Origin of the sequence: Prevotella sp. E13-17, from assembly GCF_022024035.1 — a bacterium.
Classification (GTDB): Bacteria; Bacteroidota; Bacteroidia; order Bacteroidales; family Bacteroidaceae; genus Prevotella.
Genome location: NZ_CP091787.1, coordinates 703,766 through 728,713, shown reverse-complemented (window position 1 = coordinate 728,713; position 24,948 = coordinate 703,766). Strand labels below are relative to the sequence as shown.

Here is a 24,948-nt window from a genome sequence, read left to right as displayed (position 1 = left end):
GATTCTCAATACTTAATTTGATAGACAACAGCCTTGCCGCCCTTCACCTTGATGTTGTTATATGGCTCGGCCGGGAACACCAGATTGGTCATGGCCATCTTGCCCTCGGCATCGAAGACCTCGATGCTGCAACGGTCAACGAAGATGCGCAACTGCTTGATGTGGCCATAGGTGGGCGCAACGGTGACGCAAGGGAAGGTCTCGCTGAAGGTGGCATCGCCCCCCTTCGTGCGGTCCATGACAAACTGCTGCCGAACGGCATCATAGGTCATCACCACCTGCTCACCTTTGGTGTTTGAAAGCACAATCTCGGCCTGCGACTTCACATCGACCACAATCTCGCAAGCCTCGGTAGGACGTTTCACCTTCTGACCACGGAGGGCCAGCATCTCTTTCGACGGAACCACACTGACATAGGTTTCCTCGCCACAGGTGAACAGTCCCAGATCGCGGGGGATTGAGTTGGCCGAGCGGAACTGCTTCGTGGGCACTTGGTTGGCATACTGCCAGTTGCTCATCCATGCCAGCACCACCCTGCGATTCTCGGGTGCATTATAGAACGACACCGTGGCATAGTGATCCTTGCCGTAGTCCATCCACTTCGTCACCTTGGGCATCGACTCGCAGGTGAACTTATGACCATCAAAGTGGCCGACGAAATATTGCGTGGCACTGCCACCAAAGGGTCCGCCAGGGTTGATGTTACAAATCAGCACCCACTTATCGTCGAGCTTGAACAGGTCGGGACACTCCCACACACCACTGTGGTTGCCATACTCCTTGCCAAAAGAGCTCTCGTACTGCCACTGTTTCAGGTCCTTTGATGAGTAGATACGCATCTCCTGACCGGCAGCCAGAATGAGATTCCACATCTTGGCATCCTCGTTCCAGAAGGCCTTGGGGTCGCGGAAGTCGGGCACATCGCTGGTAAACATAATCGGATTGCCCGAGTATTTCTTGAAGCTACGTCCGCCATCTTTCGAGACAGCCATGGACTGCGTCTGGTGCATGCCGGCAGAAGTGTAGAAAGCCACCACTGAATCGCCGGTGGTCACACACGACCCACTGAAGATGCTGCCCAGCCAGTCAGGCTCCAAGGCGATGGGTTGTGACTCCCAGTGAACGAGATCGCGCGAGGTAGAGTGGCCCCAGTGCATGTTCTCCCACTGCGAACCGTAAGGATTATACTGATAATAGAGGTGCCACACGCCGCCGGCAGCACCTGTCTTCCCGTCGTTGCCTGTCGGCGACGACGGCATATAAAACATGCCGTTGGGATCGTTCATCCAGCCATACTGCGGTGTGTGATGGTATAGCGGACGGAATCGTTCACGATTGGCTACGTTGAAGCTATCAGAATACTGAATCTCGTGCCAGCAAACAAACTCGCTGACAGCACCCTTCTGACGACGATCGCCATGGAACTCAATGTCCATCAGGCAGGCATTCTGCAACTCATAGGGCACCCAATAGTCAACACGGTCAATGGCCAACTTCACGTTGAGCCGCTGCACCATATTGTTTTGTCCGTCCAGCACGGCAATAGAAGCGATGTCTTCTGTTTCCTGTATGGGTATCAGAAGATAGCGTGAGTGTTGAGTCACCTTTAGCATGGCATGACTGTCGCCAAGCACAATGGGCGTCACTTGCGCCATGATGCCTGTTGTCATTGCGACAGCCGTCAAGAATGATAATAACTTTTTTGCGTTCATCTATTCGAGTTTTTAGTTTCAATATCAATGTTATCCCGAACGCAATCTCTTACCTTTTTATGATCACCTAACCTTTTACCAAAACGTTTTTTTTATTGTTGTTGGTTGCAAAAGTAGATGTTTTTTCTCTTTTCTGTTATCATTCTTGTTGCAAACAATAGGAAAAATCGTTCATAGCAACATTTTTGAGCACAATGAACGATTTTTTCCTAATTGTCTGAGGGGCATATCACAACGGCGCAATAGCCGTTGATGATGCTTGTCCCCTTAGATTATCATCATAGTATTAATTTAATATTGACTGACTTTGACGTCACTGACGGTCACCATTCCACCATAGCTGTTGATGCTCCAGTTGTTATTCTGGATGCCATAGATGCGGTTGGTGTAGCAGACGTTGTCGTTGATATATATCACACAAACGGAGTTGTCGGTGTAGATATCAATCTGATAGGTATTATCCTCAGGACGTGGAACCTCGTAGCCATCGATTGCCTCGATGAAGCCCTTGCCTTCCTCGCCCTCCTGCTCGAAGTTCACCTTGCGCTTTTCGCCACCGGCCTCGGGGTTTACCATCAGCGTATAGTATTTTTTGGCATCGACACTGCGAACCAGCGAGATGCCGAATCTGTCGGCATTGCCTTCGGTCTTCACCGTCATGCTGATGTGGTTGTGATAACCCAGTCGGCCGAACATCACATAGGCGTCTTCGCCAGTGAGCTGACTATTGGCGTAACCATTGCTGGCCACCACCTGAAGCGCCTGCTGCTTGTTGTACTTGGCCGCCATGGCAGGCACCTCGCCGAGTGAGATGGTGCCGTCTTCGTGCTGGATAATCTTGTGGCAAACCAGCGCACCACCCCAGTTTGGCTCGCCGCCAGCACCCACATTGACATTCTTGGCATCGATATCTGCGCCAGAACGGTATGGGCACCATCCCCAAATATAACGGTCGGTGCCGTTTGAGGCCGTCTTGCCGGCATAGAAACCACGACTGTCGAGCACGCCTTCCTTATAGTCGGGCCACACCTTGGGGTCGTTGAGGCAAGTCTTCAGCTCGTCCCAGCTCTTGGCCTTGACATACTTCACCTTGCGGCTCCAGTTGACTGCCTGTCCCTCGCTGAACACGAGATACCACCATTCGCCCATCTTAAACACATCGGGGCATTCGCACATGCGCTCCCACACCATGTTAAACTGACCGACGTGCTCCCAGTTTTTCATATCGGCAGACTTGAAGTCGGCGAACTTGGGATCGCCACCGTAGGAAGGCTTGGTAGAGATAACCATGTGATAGAGACCGTCGTCGGCCACGAAGATCTGTGGGTCGCGGAAGTCCCAGCCAGAATAGCCATAGTCGGAACCATGGAGCTGCCAAAGATTGTCGCGCGTCCAGGTCTTGAAGTCGGGTGATGTGGCACGCATTACCACCTGGCGATCCTTACAGTCGGCGTTCTCGCCAGTGTAGTAAATATAGTACAGACCTTCACTCTCGTTATAATAACAGCAGCCAGTGCCAAGCGCAGCATCCTGCTGATAGTCGTTGCTACCTACTGCCAGCACCTCGCCAATCGACTGATAGTTACATCCATCGGTGGTCTGAACGCCCCAATAGGGGTGGAAACAATACTTGGCATTGTCGTCATAGTCTTGCAGATAGAGCACCTTGAAGTTGCCTGCCTTCTGGTCGTAGAACGGCATGGGGTCGCCTACGCGTCCAAGTGCGGGCTTAAAGTAGGTCAAAAAAGCATCTTCGTCAACAGGCGAATAACGCTCTTCGCTGCTATTCCAGTCCTTGCCGGGATCGCCTACAATCTTGTCGTCAGAGCAGGAAAAGAGTGCAATGGCCGCCAAGCAAAAACTCATCACTGTCATTGTGTGGGGCAGTTTATTTATGCTTTTAGTGTTCATATTGTTCTATTTATATAAGGTTAGACAGTTATTGATTATTCACCGGTGAGATAATGATAGGCATTCATCAGAATCTTGCCCATGTTCTCATGGTAAACAGAGGTATAGTCGGTGGGAGAATACCAGTCGAGCAGACCGGCACCGAAACAGATGATACCACCCTTTCCAAACTCACCATTGTAGTTTTTCAGTTCCCAAGAAGAAATCTCGTTGCCATGTCCGGTCAGGCGGCGAGCCTTACCACCGGTCACTTCGTCGAACTTCTGATAGAGGGCTTCGTCGGAAACGCCGTCCCAGTGATACTGAGATGCTGAGTTACAGATGGTGTAATCCTTATCAAGCGTGTAAATGGCTTCGGGATTGGCAGGGTTGACAACAAGTCCTTGCCACAAAGCATGGTTCTTGTCGAAGACAGGCAACGTCCAGGGATCATCACCCATCTGTGGACCACCTTCGCCATTGCCACCCCAACAGTTGTTAGGACAACCGTCTTGTGGCATAGCACCTAACGCTGCTGCCAGGTTAACACCCATGCGCTGCAGCACGAAAGCGCCACCCTTCTTCCAGTATTCCTTCAGTTTTGGCAGAGCATCCATGGCACTCTTCTCGCCTCCCTCAAATCCAGAGAAGGAGGTATAAGCACCTGTCTGGCGATGGAAGAAGATGAACTTACACTCATCCAGCAGACCGTCGAAGTTGGCAATCTGTTCCCAAGAGACATAAGCCGAGCCTTGAATATTGCTGGTCAGCCATTTGGCAGCAGCCTTCTCCTCGTCTTTCAGTTCATCGACATTAGCTGCGTTGCCTGCGAAGATGGCTACAGGTTTATCGATCATCACGATCTTCACGGTATATGTATTAGTAGCCGTGCCATCGTTCAGCGTGAGCTGGAACGGATTGTTCGGATCGCTAAAATCGGCAGTCGAACCGCTGGCCGGGAAACTGACAGCATCCTCGCTATTATCTACAGTGAAGGAAGCATTGCTCAGGTCGATGCCACTGATGCCCAGCACATAGACAGTGATGGTCTTATCTTCTTCGTTGATGGCACCTTTGATGCCTGAAAGGTAGAAGTTATAGAGCTTGGCCTCGTCATTGCGCACGGCAATGCGATATTCCATCATCAGGTCGCCATTGGTGATGCGCAAGGTCTGGTCGGCTTCCACATTGATATGGTCGCCCTGCTTGATATTGCTGGATGCTCCTGGCGAAACAATCATGCTGGTGACAACCATGTCGTTCTTAGCGGTAAAATCGACGGGCACCTTCACTTTGATCAGCTTGGTGGCCATGTCGATGGTTGCTTCGTACTGGTCGTTAAGCACGAACTTCTGCACCAGACAATCGCCACCGACGCTGAGACTGCCTGTATGATCGTCTGAGCAGGCAGCAAACCCGCAGGCAACCATCAGTGCACAGATGATATTAAATATTTTAGTCTTCATAATATTCAGTTTAAATGTTCTTATTACCAATTACCACAGTTCTGAGTGTATTTTCCATTAGAGGCAGCCATCTGCTCGTGAGGTATAGGCAGGTATTCGTTCTTGTCGGCCACGAATTGTGCACCTTCAAGGAATTTGGCACTTTTGCTCTCGGTGGCATAGAAGTTATTGATCACGCTGGCTGCTTCGCCCCAACGCACTAAGTCGAAGAAGCGCTCGCACTCCATAGCCAGTTCCAGACGACGTTCCATCTTGACAATACTCAAAGTCTTGGCTTTGTCGTAAGTGCCTTCGTAGGGCTTCACATTGAAACGTACGTTCAGCGTACTGGGATAGTTGGCCACAACACTGCTTGACTGCATGCTCTTGGCGCGATTGCGCAGCTTGTTCACCAGCTGAATAGCCTCGCCGGTCTTGTTCAACTGTGCCAATGCTTCTGCACGCATGAGCAGCACATCAGCATAGCGGAACACGATGCGGTTCATCGATGTAGCCCACTGGTTGTCTGCATTGAAGATGTACTTATCTGTCAGGTCGGGGTCAACGCACTGCTTCAGAGAGATGAAATTGCCATAGTTGCCATTAGAACGACTCCAAGGCTTGCCCTCACCAATGGTAAGTTTGGGATTGGGATTGAACATAAACTGTGTACCGGGCATGCCCACGGTGATAAAGAGTCGCGGGTCAACAGTCTGGCTGTTGCCGACGGTCTTGCCTACAAGCACAGCATAGTCTGTGGCATTAGCCTCATCAAACATGGGATGGCCCTCGAAGTCGGTCTTGTAGGCATTCACCAAATTGTGTGAGGGCTTGTAGAAGTCACAACCGCCCAAGATACCTTCAAGCTCGGGTGGAATCAGACGATTTGAGAAGTTCAGGTTACCGTAGTTCGTACCGTCGTTCTTTGAATACTGAATGGCCCAGATGCTCTCCTTGCCATTCTCGTAGGCTTCTTCAGGACGGAAGTTGTTGTGCAGGTCGCCCTCAAGGTCGTAGCCACGATACAGGGTGAGCTCGGTGTATTCCACCACTTTCTTCAGGTCGTCTTCGTTGATGCTGGTCACCTGATTGCTGTTGGCATCGTCCTGGCGGTAGGCCTTGTAGAGATAAGCCTTGGCTAGGAAAGCAGCGGCAGCAGACTTGTTGGGACGACCTTTGTCGGCCTGCGTCTGAGGCAGATGCTCGTAGGCATAGTTCAAGTCCTCGATGATCTGCATCCAACCTTCGTCGTTGGTGTATTCGGTATTTGAGATATTCTTAATATCATCTTCCTCCAGATTGGGCTTGTTGACAAAAGGAATCTTCTTGAACAAGCGCTTCAGCTGGAAGTGACCGTAGGCACGCAGGAAGCGCATCTCTGCTATGCGCTCCTGAACGGCTGCATCGTCCTGATTGCCATTCGACAGCACATTAAGACAAAGATTAACGCGCGACAAATACTTATAGAGTCTGGTCCAGATGGAACTGAAGTTCCAGTCGGTGGTCATCACACCGGTACATAGCTCCAGGTTATGGAAAGGAGTACCATCAGAATGGTCGGCACCACCAACGTATGCATCGTCCGAGCGCGTGTCATAGTTCCACAAGGAGAACGAGGCGTTCATATCCTCGATGGTTACCAGTCCAGCGTATGCAGAGGTAAGGATGTTGTCTGCATTAGCAGGATCCTTTGCTTGTTCCTCGGTCAGTGTAGCCTGTGGCAGTTGGTCGTCGAGGAAGTCAGAGCAAGAAGTTAAACCACCAAGCGCACAACATGCGACAAATGCTTTATATATAGTCTTCATAATTATCATATTTCGATTGTCTGTTATCAATTAAAACGATACATTCATGCCGAATGTGAGGTTGAGAGGGATTGGATAGCCGAAGCCAGGATTCTCAGGATCGACACCCGTGAACTTGCTGCTCTTGATGGTCAGCAGGTTCTGGGCTGAAGCATAAAGACGTACACGTTCCATCTTCAACTTGTTGACAAGAGACTTGGGCAGGTTGTAGCCCAACTGAATGGTACGAAGCTTAGCAAATGAGCCATCCTCAATGTAATATGAAGACAGGCGGCCTTCGTTGGCAACATCTCTGGTGCTCAGCGCAGGGATATCGCTACCAGGATTGGCAGGGCTCCATGCGTCAAGAACTCGGGTGCCCTTATTCAAATAGGGAAGGTTCACCTTATCATAAGTATTGGTCCAGAAATCGGTCTGGGTCTTATAGTCGTAGCAGTTGACATCGACGCCCTGAACGCCCTGCCAGAACATGGACAGGTCCCAATCCTTATACTGCAGATAGATGTTCAGACCCCAGGTAAAGTCGGGTGTGGGGTCGTAGATCCATGCCTGGTCGCTCTCGTTGATAGTGCCGTCCTTAACCACATCGAGATAGCGAATACGGCCCAGTCCGGCAGCTTCCTGAGAGGCGTGGTTGTTGATTTCTTCCTGCGTGCGGAACAAACCGTCTGCCACATAGCCAACCTCTGAATACATGGGGTGACCGATGATGCTGAACACGCCATTGCCACCGTAGGTACCGGCAGCAGCGACGGTCTCTGGCAGTTTCGTTACTTCGTTGGTGTACTTACTGATGTTTCCTGTGATGTCCCAAGAGAAGCCGTTGGCCAGTTTATGACGATAGCCCAACGAGAACTCCCAACCTACGTTCTTCACCTCGCCGGCATTGATCCACTGCGAAGAACCTTCACCCTGTGTGCCAAGTCCTTTCATCTCGACGAGGATGTCGGTGGTCTTCTTGTAGAACCAGTCAAAGCTGCCGTAAATATCTCTGTTGAGAAGTGAGAAATCAAAACCAAGGTTGTGCTGCATGGTTGTCTCCCATTTGATATCCTCGTTGCCAATTTGCTTGCGGATATAACCACTGGGGAGGTTGGTGCCACCATTGCTACCGGTGATGTCGTAAACGGTGCCGGCAGGGGCCTCACCATTCCACAACTCGGTGGTAACGACGGGTGCATACATGGTGAATCGGGCTGTATTCGAGATTTCCTGGTTACCAGTCATACCCCAAGAATAACGTACCTTCAAATCATCGAGCCAACTTCTGGTGCCTTCCATGAATTTCTCTTGAGTGATACGCCAACCAGCTGATGCTGATGGGAAGGTACCGTATCGGTTGTTCTTACCAAAACGGCTTGAACCATCACGACGCAGGGTGAAAGATGCCATGTAAGTATCATTATAGGTGTAGTTGGCTTTTCCAAAGAAAGAAACCAGCGAGAAGCCACCGCCTGAGCCTTCGGCCACCTGACGACCAGAGCCTGCTGTGGGCCACATATAATCGGTAGTGAGTACTGCCATGCCATAGCGACGGGCATTACTCCAGTTGTCGTCCGTGCGGTTCAACTCTGTACCAATCATGGCATCTGCACGATGCTTGCCAATCTCCAAATTATAAGTAGCAATGGCATTCCACATCCAGCGCTGGGCATGCTCCTGACGCATCTCGGCAGCGGTCTCGGAGTTGGCAATCTTACCATTAGCCACGGGATACTGGAAATTGCGCTGTTGCTTCTGACTGTAGTCCAAGCCGACGGTAGAACGAATCATGAAGTTCTTAAACGGCGTAATGCTGATGTGGGCATCACCAAAGATACGCCACATCGTATATTCGTTGTCTTTCGTTCTTGAAAGCATACTCAGGGGATTCTCACGCTCTGGGAATGCTCCCACGGGCTGAGCATACTCACCATTTTCAGCATAGATGGGGAAATTGGGACTGAACTGCAAGGCGTTTCTGAGAATATCGCCAGGAGCATCGGTTCCCTTGGTGCGGTTCAGGGTAAAGTTCTCACCGATCGTTACAATGTCATCCAGCAACTTATATTCGGTATTGGCACGTGCCGACAGACGACTGAACTCTGACTCTTTGATCGTACCTTTATTATCGTAATAGCCCATAGAGAAGAACGAGTTACCCTTCTCGGAGCCACTGCTGACAGAGAGGTTGTACTGCTGAACGATGCCTGTGCGAGTGACCTCGTCAAACCAGTCGGTGTCGCCAGCGTGCAGTGTGCCGTTGGTGTCCAGATAGTTGTCCATGGTCACGCCATAGAGCTGCGGATGACCGTTCTGATCGTATCCCCAGTCAAAGTTATAGCCCACAATATTATTATTGGGATTCTTGCCATCGTTGATGTTTGCCTGCCAAAGTGCCTGACCAAACTGGCGGGCATTGAGGGTCTCAATCTTATGAGCGTAGAAAGAAGCAGCGACACTACCGTCAAAATCTACTCTCACCTTTCCTTCCTTACCGCGCTTGGTCGTGATGATAATCACACCATTGGCAGCGCGCGAACCATAGATAGAAGCCGAAGCGGCATCCTTCAGAACCTGAATAGACTCGATATCATTGCCGTTCAGCTCGTGCATGCCCGACTTGGTGGGCACACCATCTATAATATATAAAGGATCATTGTTGTTCAGCGTACCCAAACCACGGATACGTACCGTGGCGGCTCCTGATGGATTACCATCGGCACTAATGTTCATACCTGGCACACGACCCTGCAGGGCTTTCATGGGGTTGTTCTCGTTCTGCTTGGCCAGTTCGCCAATATTCACAGTCGAGACAGCACCTGTCAGATCAATCTTGCGCTGAGTAGTGTAACCCGTCACCACTACTTCCTGCAACACCTGATTGTCGGGCTTCAACTCCACACGCATGCCGTTCTTGGCCGGCATCTCCTGCGGTTGATAACCGATGTAGGTGACCACGAGGACCTTGCCAGCATCCACCTTCAGCGTGAACTCACCGTCAAAGTTGGTCACAGTACCATTTGCTGTGCCTTTTTCCTTAACAGTGGCACCGATGACTGTTTCACCAGTTTCATCGACCACCGTTCCCGAAACTGTTGACTGTGCATGCATCACCGTACAAAACAGCAGGGTCAGGAAACTCAAAAACACTCGTTTTGCTTGTTTCATTAGCTTTCAGTTTTTAGTTAATACTCTTGTTAAAATGAATTTTCGACAAAAGTATATATTATTAGTAGCTACAGATTGAAAATATCGTTCATGCCACCCAAAAATTGTTGCAATGTAACATTTTTGCGACGGAATGAACGATATTTAATATTTCAGCGAATTACTTCCTGACATCGCCTGGCACCATGCCATAGGCTTCTTTGAAACATTTGGTAAAGTAAGAAGGAGCCGTGAAACCAACAGCATAGGCTACCTCACTGACACTCTTGTCTGTAGTGAGCAGAATCTGATAGGCACGATTCAAACGTGCGGTGCGAAGCAGTTCTACGGGCGAAGAACCTGTCATAGCCTTCACCTTGCGATAGAGTTGAACACGACTGAGGTTCATAGCAGAGGCCAAGTCATCAACACTCAGGTCGCTATCACCGAGTCGGGTTTCCACCACTTCACGAAAATGAGAGATGAACGTCCCTTCGACAGGACTGGCATTTGTTTCTTCCTCTTTGTCCACATCCTCGTGCGTCTGCTGTTCTTCAACAGAAGTGATGGGCTCCATATTCCAGATGGTGTTCGTAACACGTTCGCGCTGGATAGCCAACTTGCGCAGATGCTGCAGATAAGACAACACAATAACCACCAACAACAAGACAATCACACCTGCAGCTAACCAATTAATGACATATTGGGTGTTGAGCTCTCGCAAGTACGAGTCTGCTTTTTGATGTATTTGGTCCAGCCGATGTGTTTGTCGCATCAGTTCTTCGTTCTGCATCAATAGTACCTTGGCATTATCGCGCGTCACAAGAGCTGACATCATCATAGTCTCTTTTTCATAGGGCTGGCCCTCGAGTATCTTCACTGCCAGGTCAATCAACTGATCGCCATGAGTGGGATAGATATAAGAGGCTTCCAACAAAGAATCGCGAACCAGCTGGATGCCGCCGCCTTCGCCCTGAAGACCATCTATACCACAATAGCGCACGCCATTGCCCAATGCTTTTCGTGCCCCCATCGCTGTGCGGTCGTTGGCTCCGAACACTAAATCCACATGTTCGTCTTGATGGTTGGCCAGCCACTGACGGGTGGTCTCATAACCAGTGTTTTCAGTCCAGTCTCCTTGCAGCGATGCCACCAGTTTAATCTGTGGTGCGTTTTTCAAAGCATCAATAAAACCATTGTGGCGTTCGATAGCAGGCGAAGAACCTTCTAGTCCTTTGATTTCCAAAACGGTGCCACGACCATGAAGACAAGAAATGATGTACTCACCCATCACTCGCCCCATCTCATAGTTATCTGCACCAATAAAGGCGGTATATTTCCGAGAATTAGTCTTTCGTTCAGACACGATGACCGGGATGCCCTTATCAAAAGTGCGGTCTATGGCAGGAGAAATGGTCTGCACCTGATTTGGAGCCACTATCAAGAGATCGATGCCCTCGTTCACCAGACTATCAATTTGTTGTACCTGACGCTCATCGTTATCATGAGCTGCGGCAAACTTCAGTTCCACATTATTATGGAAATAGGTTCCCATCCGAAGTTCATAATTCTGTTTGTCGCGCCAGATATCTTCCGAGCACTGAGAAATGCCAATACGATATTTGGCTTGGCGCTCAGTACATGATACCAGGAAAAGAGCAAAACAGATAAAAGTCCAAAATAGCTTCTTCATCTATCAACGTACATTAACACAGCGTTTGATTTGCAAAAATAAATAAAAAAAACATAATGCCCAAGAAATCGTCGCGTTATTTATCTAATGAGATATACTGCATGATGAAATGTTCGGCTATTGGCAGAAAGCGATCATGCCCCTTGGCATTGAGATGAGCCTTATCACGACGCCCATTCTGGAAGAAGAGATCACGAAAGTGGTCACTCTGCGCATATATATTACCATGGTGGTAAGCATCAAAAACAGGGATAGAACGCGAAGCACAAACCTGCAGAATACAATCTACCACGACTTCGAAGTTATGCGCATTCACATCATGGTCGGCTCGCATCCATGGGGTAAAGAAAAACAGTTGCGCACGTGGATAGCGTTCAATCAGTCCATCGCATAATTCTGTCAGTTTTTCTCTAAACAAATCTGCACCTATACTATCCAAACGTGCCGCATCGTTATGACCAGCAATAACCACCACATAATCAAGCGAGTCGTCCATCTCCTGATATCTATTAACCATCGCCCTACCCCACTGTTTCAGGTCGATAGAAACACAGTTGCCGTTGCGCCCATAGTTAAAGTACTGCATTCCATGCCGCTTAGCAAACTTATAATGCCAAGTATTTTCAATAGGCTCACGATGGTTGCGCACATAGCTGTCGCCCAAGATACCAATACGCTTTCCTGCCAGACTCTCCTGTGCAGCTATAGTCAGAACACTCCCCACAGTGAGAAGAACAAATAAGAATAACCGTTTCATTGTTTTTACCGTTTGTTTAGGAATTGATTTGCAAATGCAAACTTAATCAAAAAACTTTGAAAATTGATTTTTTACCACAAAAATTAGCTAAAATTAAAAAAAAATGGCTTTTTCGTTTTTATGGATATAAAATAATGTCTATATTTGCACCAAACTAATTCTCTAAGCAGATATTACTAACATAATAATTTATGATCAAACTAACTTCCATCAAGAAGACTATCATGCCTTGTGCTTTGACTTGCGCAATGATGCTTTTCACTCCCCCCATGTTAGGATGGCAGGCTGTTAATGCAGCTGTTCAGCAACAGAAGAGCCAGATCAAAGGTACGGTTGTGGATAGTCAAGGTGAGCCAATTATTGGCGCCAGCGTTGTCATCGTAGGTGGCAAAACTGTTCAAGGTACCGTAACCGACTTCGACGGTAACTTCGTTTTGAACGTAGCCCCAGGTACCCAGTTAAAGATTTCTTATGTAGGCTTCAAAGAGGCCACCGTGAAAGCCGCTAACGGCATGAAGGTGGTCATCGAAGAAGAATCGACCATGCTGAAAGGCGTTGAGGTTGTCGCCTACGGTGTTCAGAAGAAGGTGACCGTCACGGGTGCCCTTTCTTCAGTGAAGGCCGAAGACTTGGTTCGCACACCTGTATCATCTGTCAACAACGTGCTGGCTGGTCAGCTTTCAGGTGTGACCACGGTCCAGTACTCAGGTGAGCCTGGTAGTGATGCTGCCAGCATCTTCGTTCGTGGTAAAGCTACATGGGTAGATGCCAACCCCCTTATTCAGGTGGACGGTGTTGAACGTGAGATGTGGGACATCGACCCCAACGAAATTGAGAGCATCACCGTACTGAAGGACGCTTCTGCTACAGCTGTATTCGGTGTACGTGGTGCCAACGGTGTTATCTTGATCACCACTAAGCGTGGTGTTGAAGGAAAGGCAAAGATTACGGCTAACGCCTCTTTCTCAGCCATGACTCCCACCAAGATGATTGAGTTGGCTAACTCTTATGAGTATGCCAACTTCTACAACCAGATGGCATACAACGACTACACCCCAGATCCAGCCAAGCCATTTGCAGCACCATTCAGCGACTATGTCATCAACAAGTTCCGTGATGGAAGCGACCCCATTCGTTTCCCAAGCATGAACTGGGCAGACTACATCATGAAAGATGTAACGCTCCAGCAGCAACACAATATTAATATATCTGGCGGTAACAAGAAAGTTCGATACTTCATTTCTGCCGGTATGTTCACACAAGACGGTCTGTTCAAGCAATTTGATGCTGACTACGACTTTGGTTATCAGTATCAGCGTTTCAACTACCGTGCCAACATCGACTTGAACGTCACAAAGACGACCTTGCTGAGTGTCAATGTTTCTGGTAAGGTTGACGATAAGGATTCTCCACGTACAGGTCAAGGATCTGGCGGTATGATTAAGGCTATCTATCAGGCCACTCCTTTTGTGAGCCCCGGAATCGTTGATGGTCGTTATATTGTTAACTCCGTCTCGCCCACTGACAACCTAAACTTCGAGCAGAATCCTGCAAACATGTTGCCATTTTTAGGTAGCTCTCCAATGACCTACTACGCCTATCAGCCTGGTGGTTGGCATGACAACAACAACAAATTGAGTTTCGACTTGATTTTGGATCAGAAGTTGGATTTTATTACCAAAGGACTATCTGCCAAAATCAAAGGCTCTTATAGCAGCAGCTTCACTTCACGTCGCACCACCACAGCTGAAATTGCAACCTACACACCTATTCTTCAGGCTGATGGTGAAACCATCTTATATCGTAAGAATATAGAACCCACACTTCCATTATACTCAACAGATATAAGCGGCCGTCCGGGTCGTAACTGGTATATGGAAGGTTCTGTAAACTACAGCCGTGCCTTCGGTCTGCACACCATTTCTGCCCTTGCCCTATACAACCAAAGTAAGGACTACTATATTAGCGGTACTTATCTTGATATACCACGTACTTACGTAGGTCTGGTAGGTCGTGTAACCTACGACTGGAACAACCGCTATATTGCTGAGTTCAATATTGGTTACAACGGTTCTGAGAACTTCGCTCCCGGCAAGCGCTTTGGTACCTTCCCTGCAGGTTCTGTAGGTTGGGTGATTAGCGATGAGCCCTTCTTCAAGCCCCTTAAGAAGGTATTCAGTTTCGTTAAGTTGCGTGCTTCTTGGGGTCTCGTAGGTAATGATAAGATTGGTGGCAGCCGATTCATGTATATCCCCGATCCATACTTTGTTAATACCACTGCACTTGCAGAACGTATTGGTAAAGACACCAATCCTTATGCTTACGACTTCGGTGTAGAGAATGGTACCGTTGCGAAGGGCGCTGTAGAAGCAACCAAGAACAACCCTGACGTTTCTTGGGAAACGGCCTTCAAGCAGGACTACGGTATTGATGTAAATTTCCTCAACGACCGTCTGCGTGGCGTATTCGATATCTATCGCGAAAAACGTAAAGACATTTTGCTGCAGGACCAGACAGCTCCCAGTATCCTCGGCTTCACCGTTCCATTTAGCAACCTCGGTGAGGTAAACAGCTGGGGTTGGGAAGCATCACTCAACTGGCAGGACAAGATTGGCAGCGACTTCCGTTACTGGGCTAAGTTCAACGTTTCTTACAACCAAAACGAGATTATCGAAAGAAAGGAAGCTCCAAAGGCCTATGACTACATGTATGAACGCGGCAACCGCATTGGTTCACGCCCTTTGTACAAATTCTGGAAGTTCTACTATGAGGGTGCCGAAGCCGATTACGAAGCACAATTCGGTTCAGCTTTCCCTGAGCAGATGGTAGGAAAACTAATGCCTGGTGACGCTATATTTGTTGACCTCAACAAGGATGGTAAGATTGACGGTAACGATATGTTCCGTGGTAATGCCTATACTGACGATCCAGAATACATCGCAGGTTTAACCCTTGGTTTCCAATACAAAGAATGGTCATTTAACACTCAGCTGACCGGTGCTTGGAACGTTAGCCGTCTCATCTCCGATGTATTCCGTCGTCCATTCCAGGCAGCCAGCACTAACACCGATGGTGGTCTGCTGAAATACCATCTCGACCACACATGGACCGTTGACAATCCATCACAGAGTGCTGAATATCCCCGTGCCACATGGAATAACGCACTTCAGAACTATGCAGAATGCACGCTCTACGAGAAGGATGCCAAGTACCTGCGTGTGAAGACCATCCAGTTGGCCTACGATTTCCATTTTCCATTCATGAAATCACTTGGTCTGAACCAGATGCAGCTGGCCCTCAGTGGCTATAACCTGCTGACATTCTCACCCTACATCTGGGGTGATCCTGAAACACGCGCCAGCAATGCGCCCTCTTATCCATTGCAGCGTACATACACAGCGAGCCTTAAGCTCGGATTCTAATGGTGTTACTGTTTAACATATAAAGAAGAATACAATATGAAACTTCAACATATCATTTACGCCTCCGCAATGGCATTGGTCTCTGGTGCAGCATTCACCGCATGTACCGATGATGTAAAAGTGGGCGATAGCTTTGTAGAAAAAGCGCCAGGCGGAACTGTCACCATCGACACAGTATTTAATAGTGCCGAATACACCCGACAGTTTCTGACAGGTATCTACGGCATGCAGTACTATGGACTGCCATTCTCGAATGCTTCTGGTCTGCCAACCAGTCAGAATCACTACTGGGGTAAGTTGGATGCACTGACAGACTGTTACCAGATTCACTGGAATGGTACAGCCATCTTCAATTCTTATTATAGCAACACGCTGTCTGCCAACGACGATCCATTAATTTCTTTTATTAATGACAAGGTGTGGGCTGCTGTTCGTCAAGCCTACCTGCTTCTTGAAAACATCGATCGAGTTCCCGGATTGGCAGAGGCCGACAAGAAAAGCTATATTGCAGAAGCCAAGTGTCTGATAGCTGCACGTTATTTCGACCTTTTCAGTGTTTACGGAGGTCTGCCTATCATTGACAAGGTTTACTCAGGCACAGAGGGTGACTACTCTCATCTGAAACGCGCTACGGTCGAAGAAACCGTTAACTACATGGTTAACCTGCTCGATGAAGCTGCTCCCGACCTGCGTTGGGCATGGGACGGAGACACCAAAGACACTGATGCCTACAACAATACTGGTCGCTGGACGAAGGCAGGTGCACTGGCTTTGAAAGCTAAGATTCTGGTTTTCGCTGCATCACCTCTGTTCAACGACAACGAGGGTTACTATGGAGGTAACTCTGAGGCAGAGAAAGAGCATCTGGTATGGTATGGCAACTACGATCCTGCCCGCTGGACTCGCGCTGAGCAGGCATGCCGCGAATTCTTTGCAGCCAACGGTGAAGCCAACCCCAATAGCGAAACGCTGGGTACAGGCGGCGCGTTTTATGAGTTGAACCAACCCACAGAGAATAGTGCCGATGCTTATCGTCAGGCCTATCGTATGGGATACATATATCAAGGTAGCAAGGAAGTAATCCACTCTACCCGCGTAGCTACCATCTATGGCACACAGGGCACCTATGCATGGTGGAACTGGGTTGGCATCGGTCGAAACTCTTACTGTCCTACTGTCGAGTATGTTGAGATGTTCCCATGGGCAAATGGCGAACCTTTCAAGTGGGACGATGCTGCCAGTGCTCCTGTAGCTCCGACATATGCAATCAAGAATAACGCCAACCAGACGGTTAAGCCTGATGGTCAGCTATTCTTCAGTCCTCCACAGAAGTCAGGTAAGAAGACTATCCAGAAATATGCCATCCGCGACCCACGTCTTTACGAGAATGCTATTGTCAATGGTCAGCCCATGACACTTGACTGGAACTCAGGCAAGTCTTCTGGCGACATCTATGAGTTGTGGACTGGTGGCAACAATGTAGGTCAAAGCATCGCTAAAACCGATGGTACCATTGTCGAACAGCTGACATTCAGATATTCTACCGGTTTCGGTACCATGAAGTACTACTTGGGTGAGGAGTATCACCGTAAGTTTATGCACTGGGTATATCTGAGCTACGACGAAATGCTGCTCATGTGGGCAGAAGCACTGGCCCAGACAGGCGATTTGACTGCTGCACTCAACTGTGTGAACAGAGTGCGTGCTCGTGTAGGTCTTGACCCCATGGAGAAATTTGACAACACGCTGACCACCGACAAGAGCAAGCTCATCGAAGAAATTCTTCGAGAACGTGCTTGCGAGTTGGGCATGAGCAACAACCGCTACTATGACATGATTCGTTACAAGCGCACCGATTGGATGTGTAAAGAACTGCATGGCATGAAGATTACCCGTCTGCAGAACGTTATGGGCGAGTGGCTTCCCAACTACAACCCATACATTGGTACAGACAAGGATAATGGCTTGGCTGAACCCGACCACTTCAAATATGAGAAGTTCACCCTGCAGAATCGTCGCCGTGTGATGTGGGACATGGATCCAAACGATCTTAAAGTTAAGAAGTGGTTCCTCTTCCCACTGCCAATCACTGAGATAAACAAGGGCTACGGTCTCATTCAGAACCCTGGCTGGTAAAATTCTTGAGTGAAAAATTAAGAATTAAGAATTAAGAATTAAGAAACTATGAATAGAAAAAATATATTCGTGCTCTCACTGCTTGCAGGCCTCAGCCTGCCAGCAGCAGCACAGAAAGACAGCATAGCGCAAAAAGGCAACACTTTTGTCCAGCAGAGCATCGATGTGGGAGCAGAAAAGACGTTCAGCCGTGAGCAATCTACATCGTCAGCCTCTGTCATTACACGCGACAATGTGGATAAGCGTTCCGCCAAGAATATCGGCAACTCTATCCTGGGCCAAGGCAATGGTCTGGTTTCGCTCGATGGCACAGGCTCTTACTTTGCCAAGAATCCTACGTTCTATGTTCGTGGCCTACAGAGTCTCAGCACCAGCACGCCACTGATTCTGGTCGATGGTGTTGAGCGCGAGATTTCGGTTGTAACCCCCGAAGATGTTGAGAATGTTACCATCCTGAAGGATGCTGCAGCCACTGCGCTCTATGGTTATAAAGGTATCAACGGTGCTATTCTCATCACCACCAAGCGTGGTAAATACAACTCCAATGAGATGTCTGTACACTACGACCACCTGATTAACTATCAGACCGACCGTCCTAAGTTCATTGATGGTCCTACCTATGCAGCAGCCATGAACGAGGCTCTGTTCAACGAGGGCAAAGGCGAATATGCACGCTATAGCCAGGAGGCTATGGCAGCGTTCCAAAATGGACAATATCCTTACCAATACCCCAACGTGAATTGGGTAGATGAGACCTTCCGTCATCATGGCGTCACCAACAAAGTGGGCATTGACTTTACAGGTGGTGGCGAGCGTTTCCGCTACTACACCGCCTTGAACCTGCTTTCTGATAAAGGTTTCATCAAGACACCTGATGCTACCAGCGGTTATTCTACTCAGGATAAGTACGTACGCGGTAACCTGCGCATCAATTTGGATATCGACCTGACACCAACCACAATGTTGAAAGCCAATATCTCTGGTTTGCTCAGCGAGAATTCACAGCCTGGCAATGAAGCAACACCTTGGAGCAACATCTACAATTTGCCATCTGCAGCCTTCCCCATCAAGAGCGAAACAGGCGACTGGGGTGGTAATTCAACATGGGCAGGTACTCTGAATCCCGTGGCTTTAACAACCGACGCTGCTTACTTTAAGATTCATGAGCGTGGACTTTTCGCAGACATAACTCTCACACAGGATTTGTCCAGCTGGGTTAAGGGCTTAGGTTTCTTCCTGAAGCTAGGCTATGATACCTACTCAACGCTTTACGAGAATCACAGCAAGGGCTACGTCTATGGAAGCTATCCCGTGACTGGCTGGAATGCTGGCGAGCCCGTATTGGGCGACTACTTCACAGGTGGTGAACGTACCGAAATGGCTCAGGTTGCTGCTACCCGTGCTTTTGCTCGCCGTCTGACTGCTGCCGGCGGTGTCAATTTCGACCGCACTTTCGACGACCACTATGTATATAGCCAGCTGAAGTGGGACTACGACTATCAGCACCTGAATGGTAATAACAACATTATCTACCGTCAGAACTATTCTTGGTGGTCGCACTATGCCTACAAACAGAAGTATATCGCTGAGTTGGCTTTATCCTATAGTGGTTCAAGCCGCCTGGCTCCAAACACTAAGTGGGCTTTTGCCCCTACCCTCTCTGCAGCATGGGTCATCTCAAAGGAGAACTTCATGAAAGACATCAAGTGGATTGATTTCCTGAAGCTGCGAGCCTCTATCGGCAAACTGAATGCCGACTACCTCCCTGGTGACAACATCTGGACCTACTACACGCAGAGCTATTCTATCAGCGGTGCATCTGCCTACTATTTCGTAGATGCAACAGCCGCACAAGATCTTTATGGTACCACAACACTCGGCACCATGGCTACAGTCAACCCCAGCCACGAGAAGGCCACCAAGTTCAATGTTGGCTTCGATGCTACGCTCTTCAAGGGTCTGAACGTGGAGTTTGACTACTTCTTCAATCATCGTTACGACATCTGGTGCTCTGGTGCCGGTGCCTACACAGCCTTGATTGGTTTCGGTACTCCCTACGTCAACCAGGGTGTTGTCAACCAGCACGGTTTCGATGCATCTATCGACTATACCCACCAGTTTGGAGACGTCACACTCAACATCGGTGGCAACATGACACTGGCAAAGAGCAAGATTAAGGATATGGCAGAAGAGCTACGTGCTTACGACAACCTTGTTCAGACTGGCAATCCTCTCAACTCTATCTACGGACTTGTTTCTGAGGGCATCTTCACCAGTCAGGAAGAGATTGATGCTGCTCCCCGTCAGACGTTCACCACCGTACGTCCTGGTGATATCCGCTACAAAGATGTTAATGGCGACAATGTGATTGATGCCAACGATAAGGTTCGTATGGGCTACAGCGTTACCGCACCAGAGTTGTACTATAGCTTCCATCTCGGAGCTGAATACAAGAACTTCGGCCTTGACATGATGTTCCAGGGCGTAGGTCGCTTCTCTGCCATGCTCAACACAACTGGTTACTACTGGGGACTTGTTGGCAACAGCAGCCTTGCCCAGCAGGTTTACGACAACCGCTGGAGCCAGGAGAACAACAATGCCAATGCCAAATATCCTCGCTTGAGTTCTGAAAGCAATGCCAACAACTATCAGACCAGTGATTTCTGGCTGCGCGACCGTTCTTATCTGAAGCTGCGCAACATTGAGTTCTACTACAACGTACCCAAGCAGTTGCTGGCCAAGACCAAGTACATTAATGGTGCCAAGGTATATCTGCGTGGTGTTGACCTCTTCACTTTCGATCATCTCGATGAGGTCGATGCTGCTGCCTACAGCGCAACAACACCTCTTACACGCAGTGTAGCTTTCGGTGTTTCTGTTACTCTTTAACATCAATAACCAAAAAACAAGAAGGATATGAAAATCAAGAATATTCTGAGCCTCGCCGCAGTAGTTGTCGCACTCGCTTCATGTGGCGACAAGATGGACTACAAGGAGTATAGCGTTTATGATGAGGACTACGTAAAGAAGACGTTCGGCCGCGCTGCTGGTCTTGTGACGTCGGCCTACAACGATCTGGACACAGACTTTGGCAACTATAGTGGCGCGATGCTGGCTTCTGCTACCGACGAGGCCGTGTATAGCCATGCCGGCAACGCCATCGAGAAGTTCTACAATGGTGGTTGGAGTGCATCAGACAATAATGATGGTTCAACATGGACCAAATGCTGGCGTGGTATCAGCTATGCCAACCTGTATTTGGACAAGTTTAAGGACGAGGAGTTTGAGGAATATCTGACCGACGTTGACTACAAACAGGAGTTGGCACAATACAAGAACCTTCAGTACGAGGCCCGTTTCCTGCGTGCTTACTACTACTTCACTTTGGTACGCATGTTTGGTGGTGTGCCCCTGATTACCACCGTCATGGATGCTAACGAGGCAAACGTGCAGCCACGTAAGTCTTCCGATGAGATTTTCGATTACATCATCAGCGAATGCGACGATATCAAAGACCTCATTGTGAAGGACTATTCAAACCTTGGCAACATGCAGCTAAAAAACAAGAATGAGACAGGCCGAGTTAATAACCTCGCCGTTCTTGCTCTGAAAGCTCGTGCCGCCCTCTACTACGCAAGCCCTTTGTTCAATCCCAGCAACGACAAAGAGCGCTGGCATCAGGCTGCCCTTGCCAACAAAGAAGTCATTGATGAGTGTAAGAGTCGTGGCATGAAACTCACCGCAGACTATGCAAGTCTGTTCCAGAAGGACAACTGGACCAACACCGAAGAGTGCATCTTTGTGCGTCGTGTGGTTTCATCTACCAATAGTTTTGAGAAGTACAACTTCCCCATTGGATTGGAGAATGCTGGAGGTGGCAACTGTCCTACCCAGAACCTTTTTGAAGCCTACGAGGATGGTGACATCCGTAAAGAAGCAACCATTGCCAAGAATGGCGATCAGTGGCCCAATGCCACATTGGAAACCTTCATTGGTGGTGCCAACGGACAGCCCATTGCCTATGCAACGCCAACTGGCTACTATCTGAAGAAGTATGTCAACAAGAGTTTGACCATTGGCGCCAGCGGTGCTACCACCGAGCGTCATCACTGGGTGACCTTCCGTTTGGCAGAGTTCTACCTGAACTATGCTGAGGCAATGCTTAACTACACAGATGATGCCTACACAACTGCAACGGGTCTTTCGATGACTGCTGCACAAGCCATCAACGTTGTACGTACCCGTGCAAAGATAGGTAATATTGCTGATGGGTTGAGTAAAGAACAGTTTGCCGAGAAACTCGAGAACGAACGTTTTGTAGAACTTGCTTTCGAGGGACATCGTTTCTTCGACCTGCGTCGTTGGAAAAAGGCTGGCGACATCAAGTATCGTACTATCAAGAGTGTGCGCATCACCAAGACTGGAGAGGACACATTTGACGAACAAGTAATCACCGACAGCAACTCTCGTAAGTACTGGGACGACAAGATGTACTTCTTCCCCATCGCCCAGAGCGAGATATTGAAGTCAGGTGGCGCACTGAAACAAAACCCAGGATGGTAACACATCCTGGGGTTACAGATTGAAACTCTAAAACCTTTATTAAAAAACCATTTAATTAACTTAATTACTAATTAAAAACTTAATCGTATGAAAAAGATCTACGTTTTCATGTCTGCATTATTAGCAATGTTTGCTATCAATGCAAATGCCATTCGCGTTCTCTATTCTGAGAACTTTGAGGCAGGTGGTGTTCCTGCAACATGGACCATCAATGGCGGTACAGGCACTATTGCTTCAACAGATGCAAGTAACATTTTCCAATTTGCTCTTGGTCAGAACAATGGTCGTTCTGCCCATGACTTCTGGGGACCTTCAATTTTCGAAGGTATTACAGAAACATCTTACTCGCTGAGTTTTGAAATTCGCTTTGATGCTCAGGGTAACAACCAGTGGAATGGTGAGGTTGCCATTTTTGCTGATGAAGATGGCTGTAAAAATACCAATGGTAATGGTGCTGGTCAGTGGTTGCCATACTCAAAGCTTCCAAACTGTCTGTTCAGTTTGACACAGAATAGCAACGACGAAAAGAAGGTTGTAGGTGCATGTGATTATGACCACACTCACTGGTATATCAACAACGACTCTACAAAGGTCTTCATTCCAAATTCAGGTAATGCAGCTACATGGTACTTGGTAACTCTGAATGTTGACACTCAGACCAAAGAGGTTTCTTACGAAATCTTCGACTACGACACACAGAAAGCAGTAGCTACTGGTACAAAGACCATGAATGATGATGAAAAGCTCTTCGCTACAGGTCTTTACCTGATGGCAGCTCGTTATCAGTCTGTTTACAGCATCGACAATCTTCAAGTTTACTTGGATGTAGATTGGGCCAACGAACCCGTTATTGCGTTGACAGGTCTGAATGATTCTGAGCGCACCTATATGATTACTTTCCTTGAGGGTGAGACTTTGCACGTTAAGGGTACAGATGGTGTAGAAAAGACCTATTCTTACGACGATGTTGAAGAAGGTAGCGTATTATATACAACCAAGACCTCTGGTAAACTGAGCGCTTGGACTACTGCAGGACAAAAGACCTCAGAAGTAGTCACTGTAGATGTTGTTTGCGAGCCTGTCGTACTGCCTAATCCCACCTATGCTGTTGTAGGTGCAGACGAAGGTTATTCAAAGACCTATCAGTTCACTGTTGACAACAAAGTTATTCCCCTCCAACCCGATGTATTTATGGACTTCACTTTTGAAGGCGAAGGCGGCCAGGGTAACTTCACTCTGAACAACCAGACCTCTGGTGCTAAAGTTTCTGTTCCAAACAAGGGTACTCTGAAAATTACGACCAAAGCACTTGGCTATGCAAGCAGCACTTCAAGCGTTGTCAACGACATCAAATACGCTATTAAGAACGATATCGACTTCCAGCACATGACTGGCGAAGCTCTGAAGGAGAAAGGCTTTGAGCCGATTGACGATCTGAACTCTGTATCAATGAGCGGCGAAAACAGCTGGAGTGGTCGCATGAGATTATACTTCGAAATCGCTACTGGAGAGAAAAACGAGGATCAGGACATCTACGCTCTCTATCCCGCATATGGTTTCACCAGCGCTGCTGAAAACTATGAGGCAACTGTTGCCGGCTACAAGAAAGAGAATGGCTACACTCTCGATGGCAGAACCTACAAATCATTGGAGACTGCAGAAGCTATCAAGCGTTATCTGCTCGTTCCTTCTAAACTGACAGAAGAGACTGCTGCAACGATGTTTGCTCCTCTGAAGATGTGGAACACCAATCCTGGTGAAGGTCAAGCTGCTGGCGATGATATTGCTGCTGCCAAGATTAATGAGGGTATTGGTCTCATCAACACAGGTGTGAAGGGTGACGCACAGAGCGGAAGCATTGCAGTAAACAATGTAACATTTAGCTTCGATGGTTTGACTGACGACGACTTGGTCGTTATTTCTAAGATTGACAACTATGGTGGCGGTTCTATCCACCCACAGTATCCTGTAGGTACAGAGCCTGCAGAAGCTTTGGCTAAATACAAGGCCGATCACATTGCCGGTGTCGTATCAACCATTAAGGGTACTGAGACCTTCCAGCTCTATCGTATTGACACTGCCCTGAGCCGTGTTCTCGTACTGAGCGCTGATAGCACTGATGGCATCGACAACATGAACTACAACAAGGTGGTTTCAGACAGCAATGCTCCTGTTTACAACATGAATGGTGTCCGCATGGACATGAACAACCTGAAGAAGGGTGTTTACGTTAAGCAGGGTAAAAAGTTTGTGATTAAGTAAGCGAAGAATCAAACTCGTTTAAATACCAATCCCCACAGCCAACAGGTTGTGGGGATTTTTGTATTCTCTCAGTACCAAAATCAGTACCACGTTTTGGTACTGGTCGTACCAGGCGTTGGTACTGAGGCTACCAA

The 24,948-nt window shown here is 48.3% G+C and carries 12 protein-coding genes; 5 read left to right on the top strand and 7 right to left on the bottom strand.

The features are described from left to right. Positions 1–5: 5 nt before the first annotated feature. From L6472_RS02550 to L6472_RS02520, 7 genes are all read right to left on the bottom strand, one after another. Positions 6–1,712 (bottom strand): DUF4980 domain-containing protein, encoded by a 1,707-nt coding sequence (locus tag L6472_RS02550; protein ID WP_237806892.1) that lies wholly within the window; start codon positions 1,710–1,712, stop codon positions 6–8. A gap of 291 nt (positions 1,713–2,003) precedes the next feature. Further along, positions 2,004–3,623, bottom strand: a complete 1,620-nt coding sequence (locus L6472_RS02545) for a glycoside hydrolase family 32 protein (RefSeq protein WP_237806890.1) — start codon at positions 3,621–3,623, stop codon at positions 2,004–2,006. A gap of 35 nt (positions 3,624–3,658) precedes the next feature. After that, entirely contained in the window at positions 3,659–5,068 is a 1,410-nt protein-coding gene (locus tag L6472_RS02540) for a DUF4960 domain-containing protein (protein WP_237806888.1), read from the bottom strand. A gap of 23 nt (positions 5,069–5,091) precedes the next feature. Further along, positions 5,092–6,852, bottom strand: a complete 1,761-nt coding sequence (locus L6472_RS02535; RefSeq protein ID WP_237806886.1) for a RagB/SusD family nutrient uptake outer membrane protein — start codon at positions 6,850–6,852, stop codon at positions 5,092–5,094. Between the two features lie 30 nt (positions 6,853–6,882). After that, positions 6,883–10,002 carry a TonB-dependent receptor gene (locus L6472_RS02530; RefSeq protein WP_237806884.1) on the bottom strand — a complete coding sequence of 1,040 codons (3,120 nt, stop codon included), beginning with the start codon at positions 10,000–10,002 and terminating at the stop codon, positions 6,883–6,885. A gap of 160 nt (positions 10,003–10,162) precedes the next feature. Next, positions 10,163–11,674 (bottom strand): substrate-binding domain-containing protein, encoded by a 1,512-nt coding sequence (locus L6472_RS02525; RefSeq protein ID WP_237806882.1) that lies wholly within the window; start codon positions 11,672–11,674, stop codon positions 10,163–10,165. A gap of 76 nt (positions 11,675–11,750) precedes the next feature. Continuing rightward, positions 11,751–12,431, bottom strand: coding sequence for an SGNH/GDSL hydrolase family protein (locus L6472_RS02520; protein WP_237806880.1), 681 nt, complete (start codon positions 12,429–12,431; stop codon positions 11,751–11,753). 191 nt (positions 12,432–12,622) lie between these two features. Here L6472_RS02520 and L6472_RS02515 point away from each other — a divergent pair, with 191 nt between their 5' ends. The 5 genes from L6472_RS02515 (at position 12,623) to L6472_RS02495 (ending at position 24,814) form a co-directional block, all read left to right on the top strand. Next, positions 12,623–15,853, top strand: coding sequence for a TonB-dependent receptor (locus tag L6472_RS02515; protein ID WP_237806878.1), 3,231 nt, complete (start codon positions 12,623–12,625; stop codon positions 15,851–15,853). Between the two features lie 36 nt (positions 15,854–15,889). Further along, positions 15,890–17,989 (top strand): RagB/SusD family nutrient uptake outer membrane protein, encoded by a 2,100-nt coding sequence (locus tag L6472_RS02510; RefSeq protein ID WP_237806876.1) that lies wholly within the window; start codon positions 15,890–15,892, stop codon positions 17,987–17,989. 48 nt (positions 17,990–18,037) lie between these two features. After that, positions 18,038–20,878, top strand: coding sequence for a SusC/RagA family TonB-linked outer membrane protein (locus tag L6472_RS02505; protein ID WP_237806874.1), 2,841 nt, complete (start codon positions 18,038–18,040; stop codon positions 20,876–20,878). A 27-nt stretch (positions 20,879–20,905) separates the two neighbouring features. Further along, positions 20,906–22,552, top strand: a complete 1,647-nt coding sequence (locus L6472_RS02500) for a RagB/SusD family nutrient uptake outer membrane protein (RefSeq protein ID WP_237806873.1) — start codon at positions 20,906–20,908, stop codon at positions 22,550–22,552. Between the two features lie 87 nt (positions 22,553–22,639). Next, entirely contained in the window at positions 22,640–24,814 is a 2,175-nt protein-coding gene (locus L6472_RS02495) for a hypothetical protein (RefSeq protein ID WP_237806871.1), read from the top strand. The last annotated feature ends 134 nt before the right edge of the window (positions 24,815–24,948 follow it).

What these genes read in the sequence shown, in the direction of transcription:
- L6472_RS02525 (WP_237806882.1), bottom strand. Translation starts at nt 11,674, where the DNA reads ATGAAGAAGCTATTTTGGACTTTTATCTGTTTTGCTCTTTTCCTGGTA.
- L6472_RS02495 (WP_237806871.1), top strand. Translation starts at nt 22,640, where the DNA reads ATGAAAAAGATCTACGTTTTCATGTCTGCATTATTAGCAATGTTTGCT.
- L6472_RS02505 (WP_237806874.1), top strand. Translation starts at nt 18,038, where the DNA reads ATGAATAGAAAAAATATATTCGTGCTCTCACTGCTTGCAGGCCTCAGC.
- L6472_RS02540 (WP_237806888.1), bottom strand. Translation starts at nt 5,068, where the DNA reads ATGAAGACTAAAATATTTAATATCATCTGTGCACTGATGGTTGCCTGC.
- L6472_RS02530 (WP_237806884.1), bottom strand. Translation starts at nt 10,002, where the DNA reads ATGAAACAAGCAAAACGAGTGTTTTTGAGTTTCCTGACCCTGCTGTTT.
- L6472_RS02545 (WP_237806890.1), bottom strand. Translation starts at nt 3,623, where the DNA reads ATGAACACTAAAAGCATAAATAAACTGCCCCACACAATGACAGTGATG.
- L6472_RS02510 (WP_237806876.1), top strand. Translation starts at nt 15,890, where the DNA reads ATGAAACTTCAACATATCATTTACGCCTCCGCAATGGCATTGGTCTCT.
- L6472_RS02550 (WP_237806892.1), bottom strand. Translation starts at nt 1,712, where the DNA reads ATGAACGCAAAAAAGTTATTATCATTCTTGACGGCTGTCGCAATGACA.
- L6472_RS02520 (WP_237806880.1), bottom strand. Translation starts at nt 12,431, where the DNA reads ATGAAACGGTTATTCTTATTTGTTCTTCTCACTGTGGGGAGTGTTCTG.
- L6472_RS02515 (WP_237806878.1), top strand. Translation starts at nt 12,623, where the DNA reads ATGATCAAACTAACTTCCATCAAGAAGACTATCATGCCTTGTGCTTTG.
- L6472_RS02535 (WP_237806886.1), bottom strand. Translation starts at nt 6,852, where the DNA reads ATGAAGACTATATATAAAGCATTTGTCGCATGTTGTGCGCTTGGTGGT.
- L6472_RS02500 (WP_237806873.1), top strand. Translation starts at nt 20,906, where the DNA reads ATGAAAATCAAGAATATTCTGAGCCTCGCCGCAGTAGTTGTCGCACTC.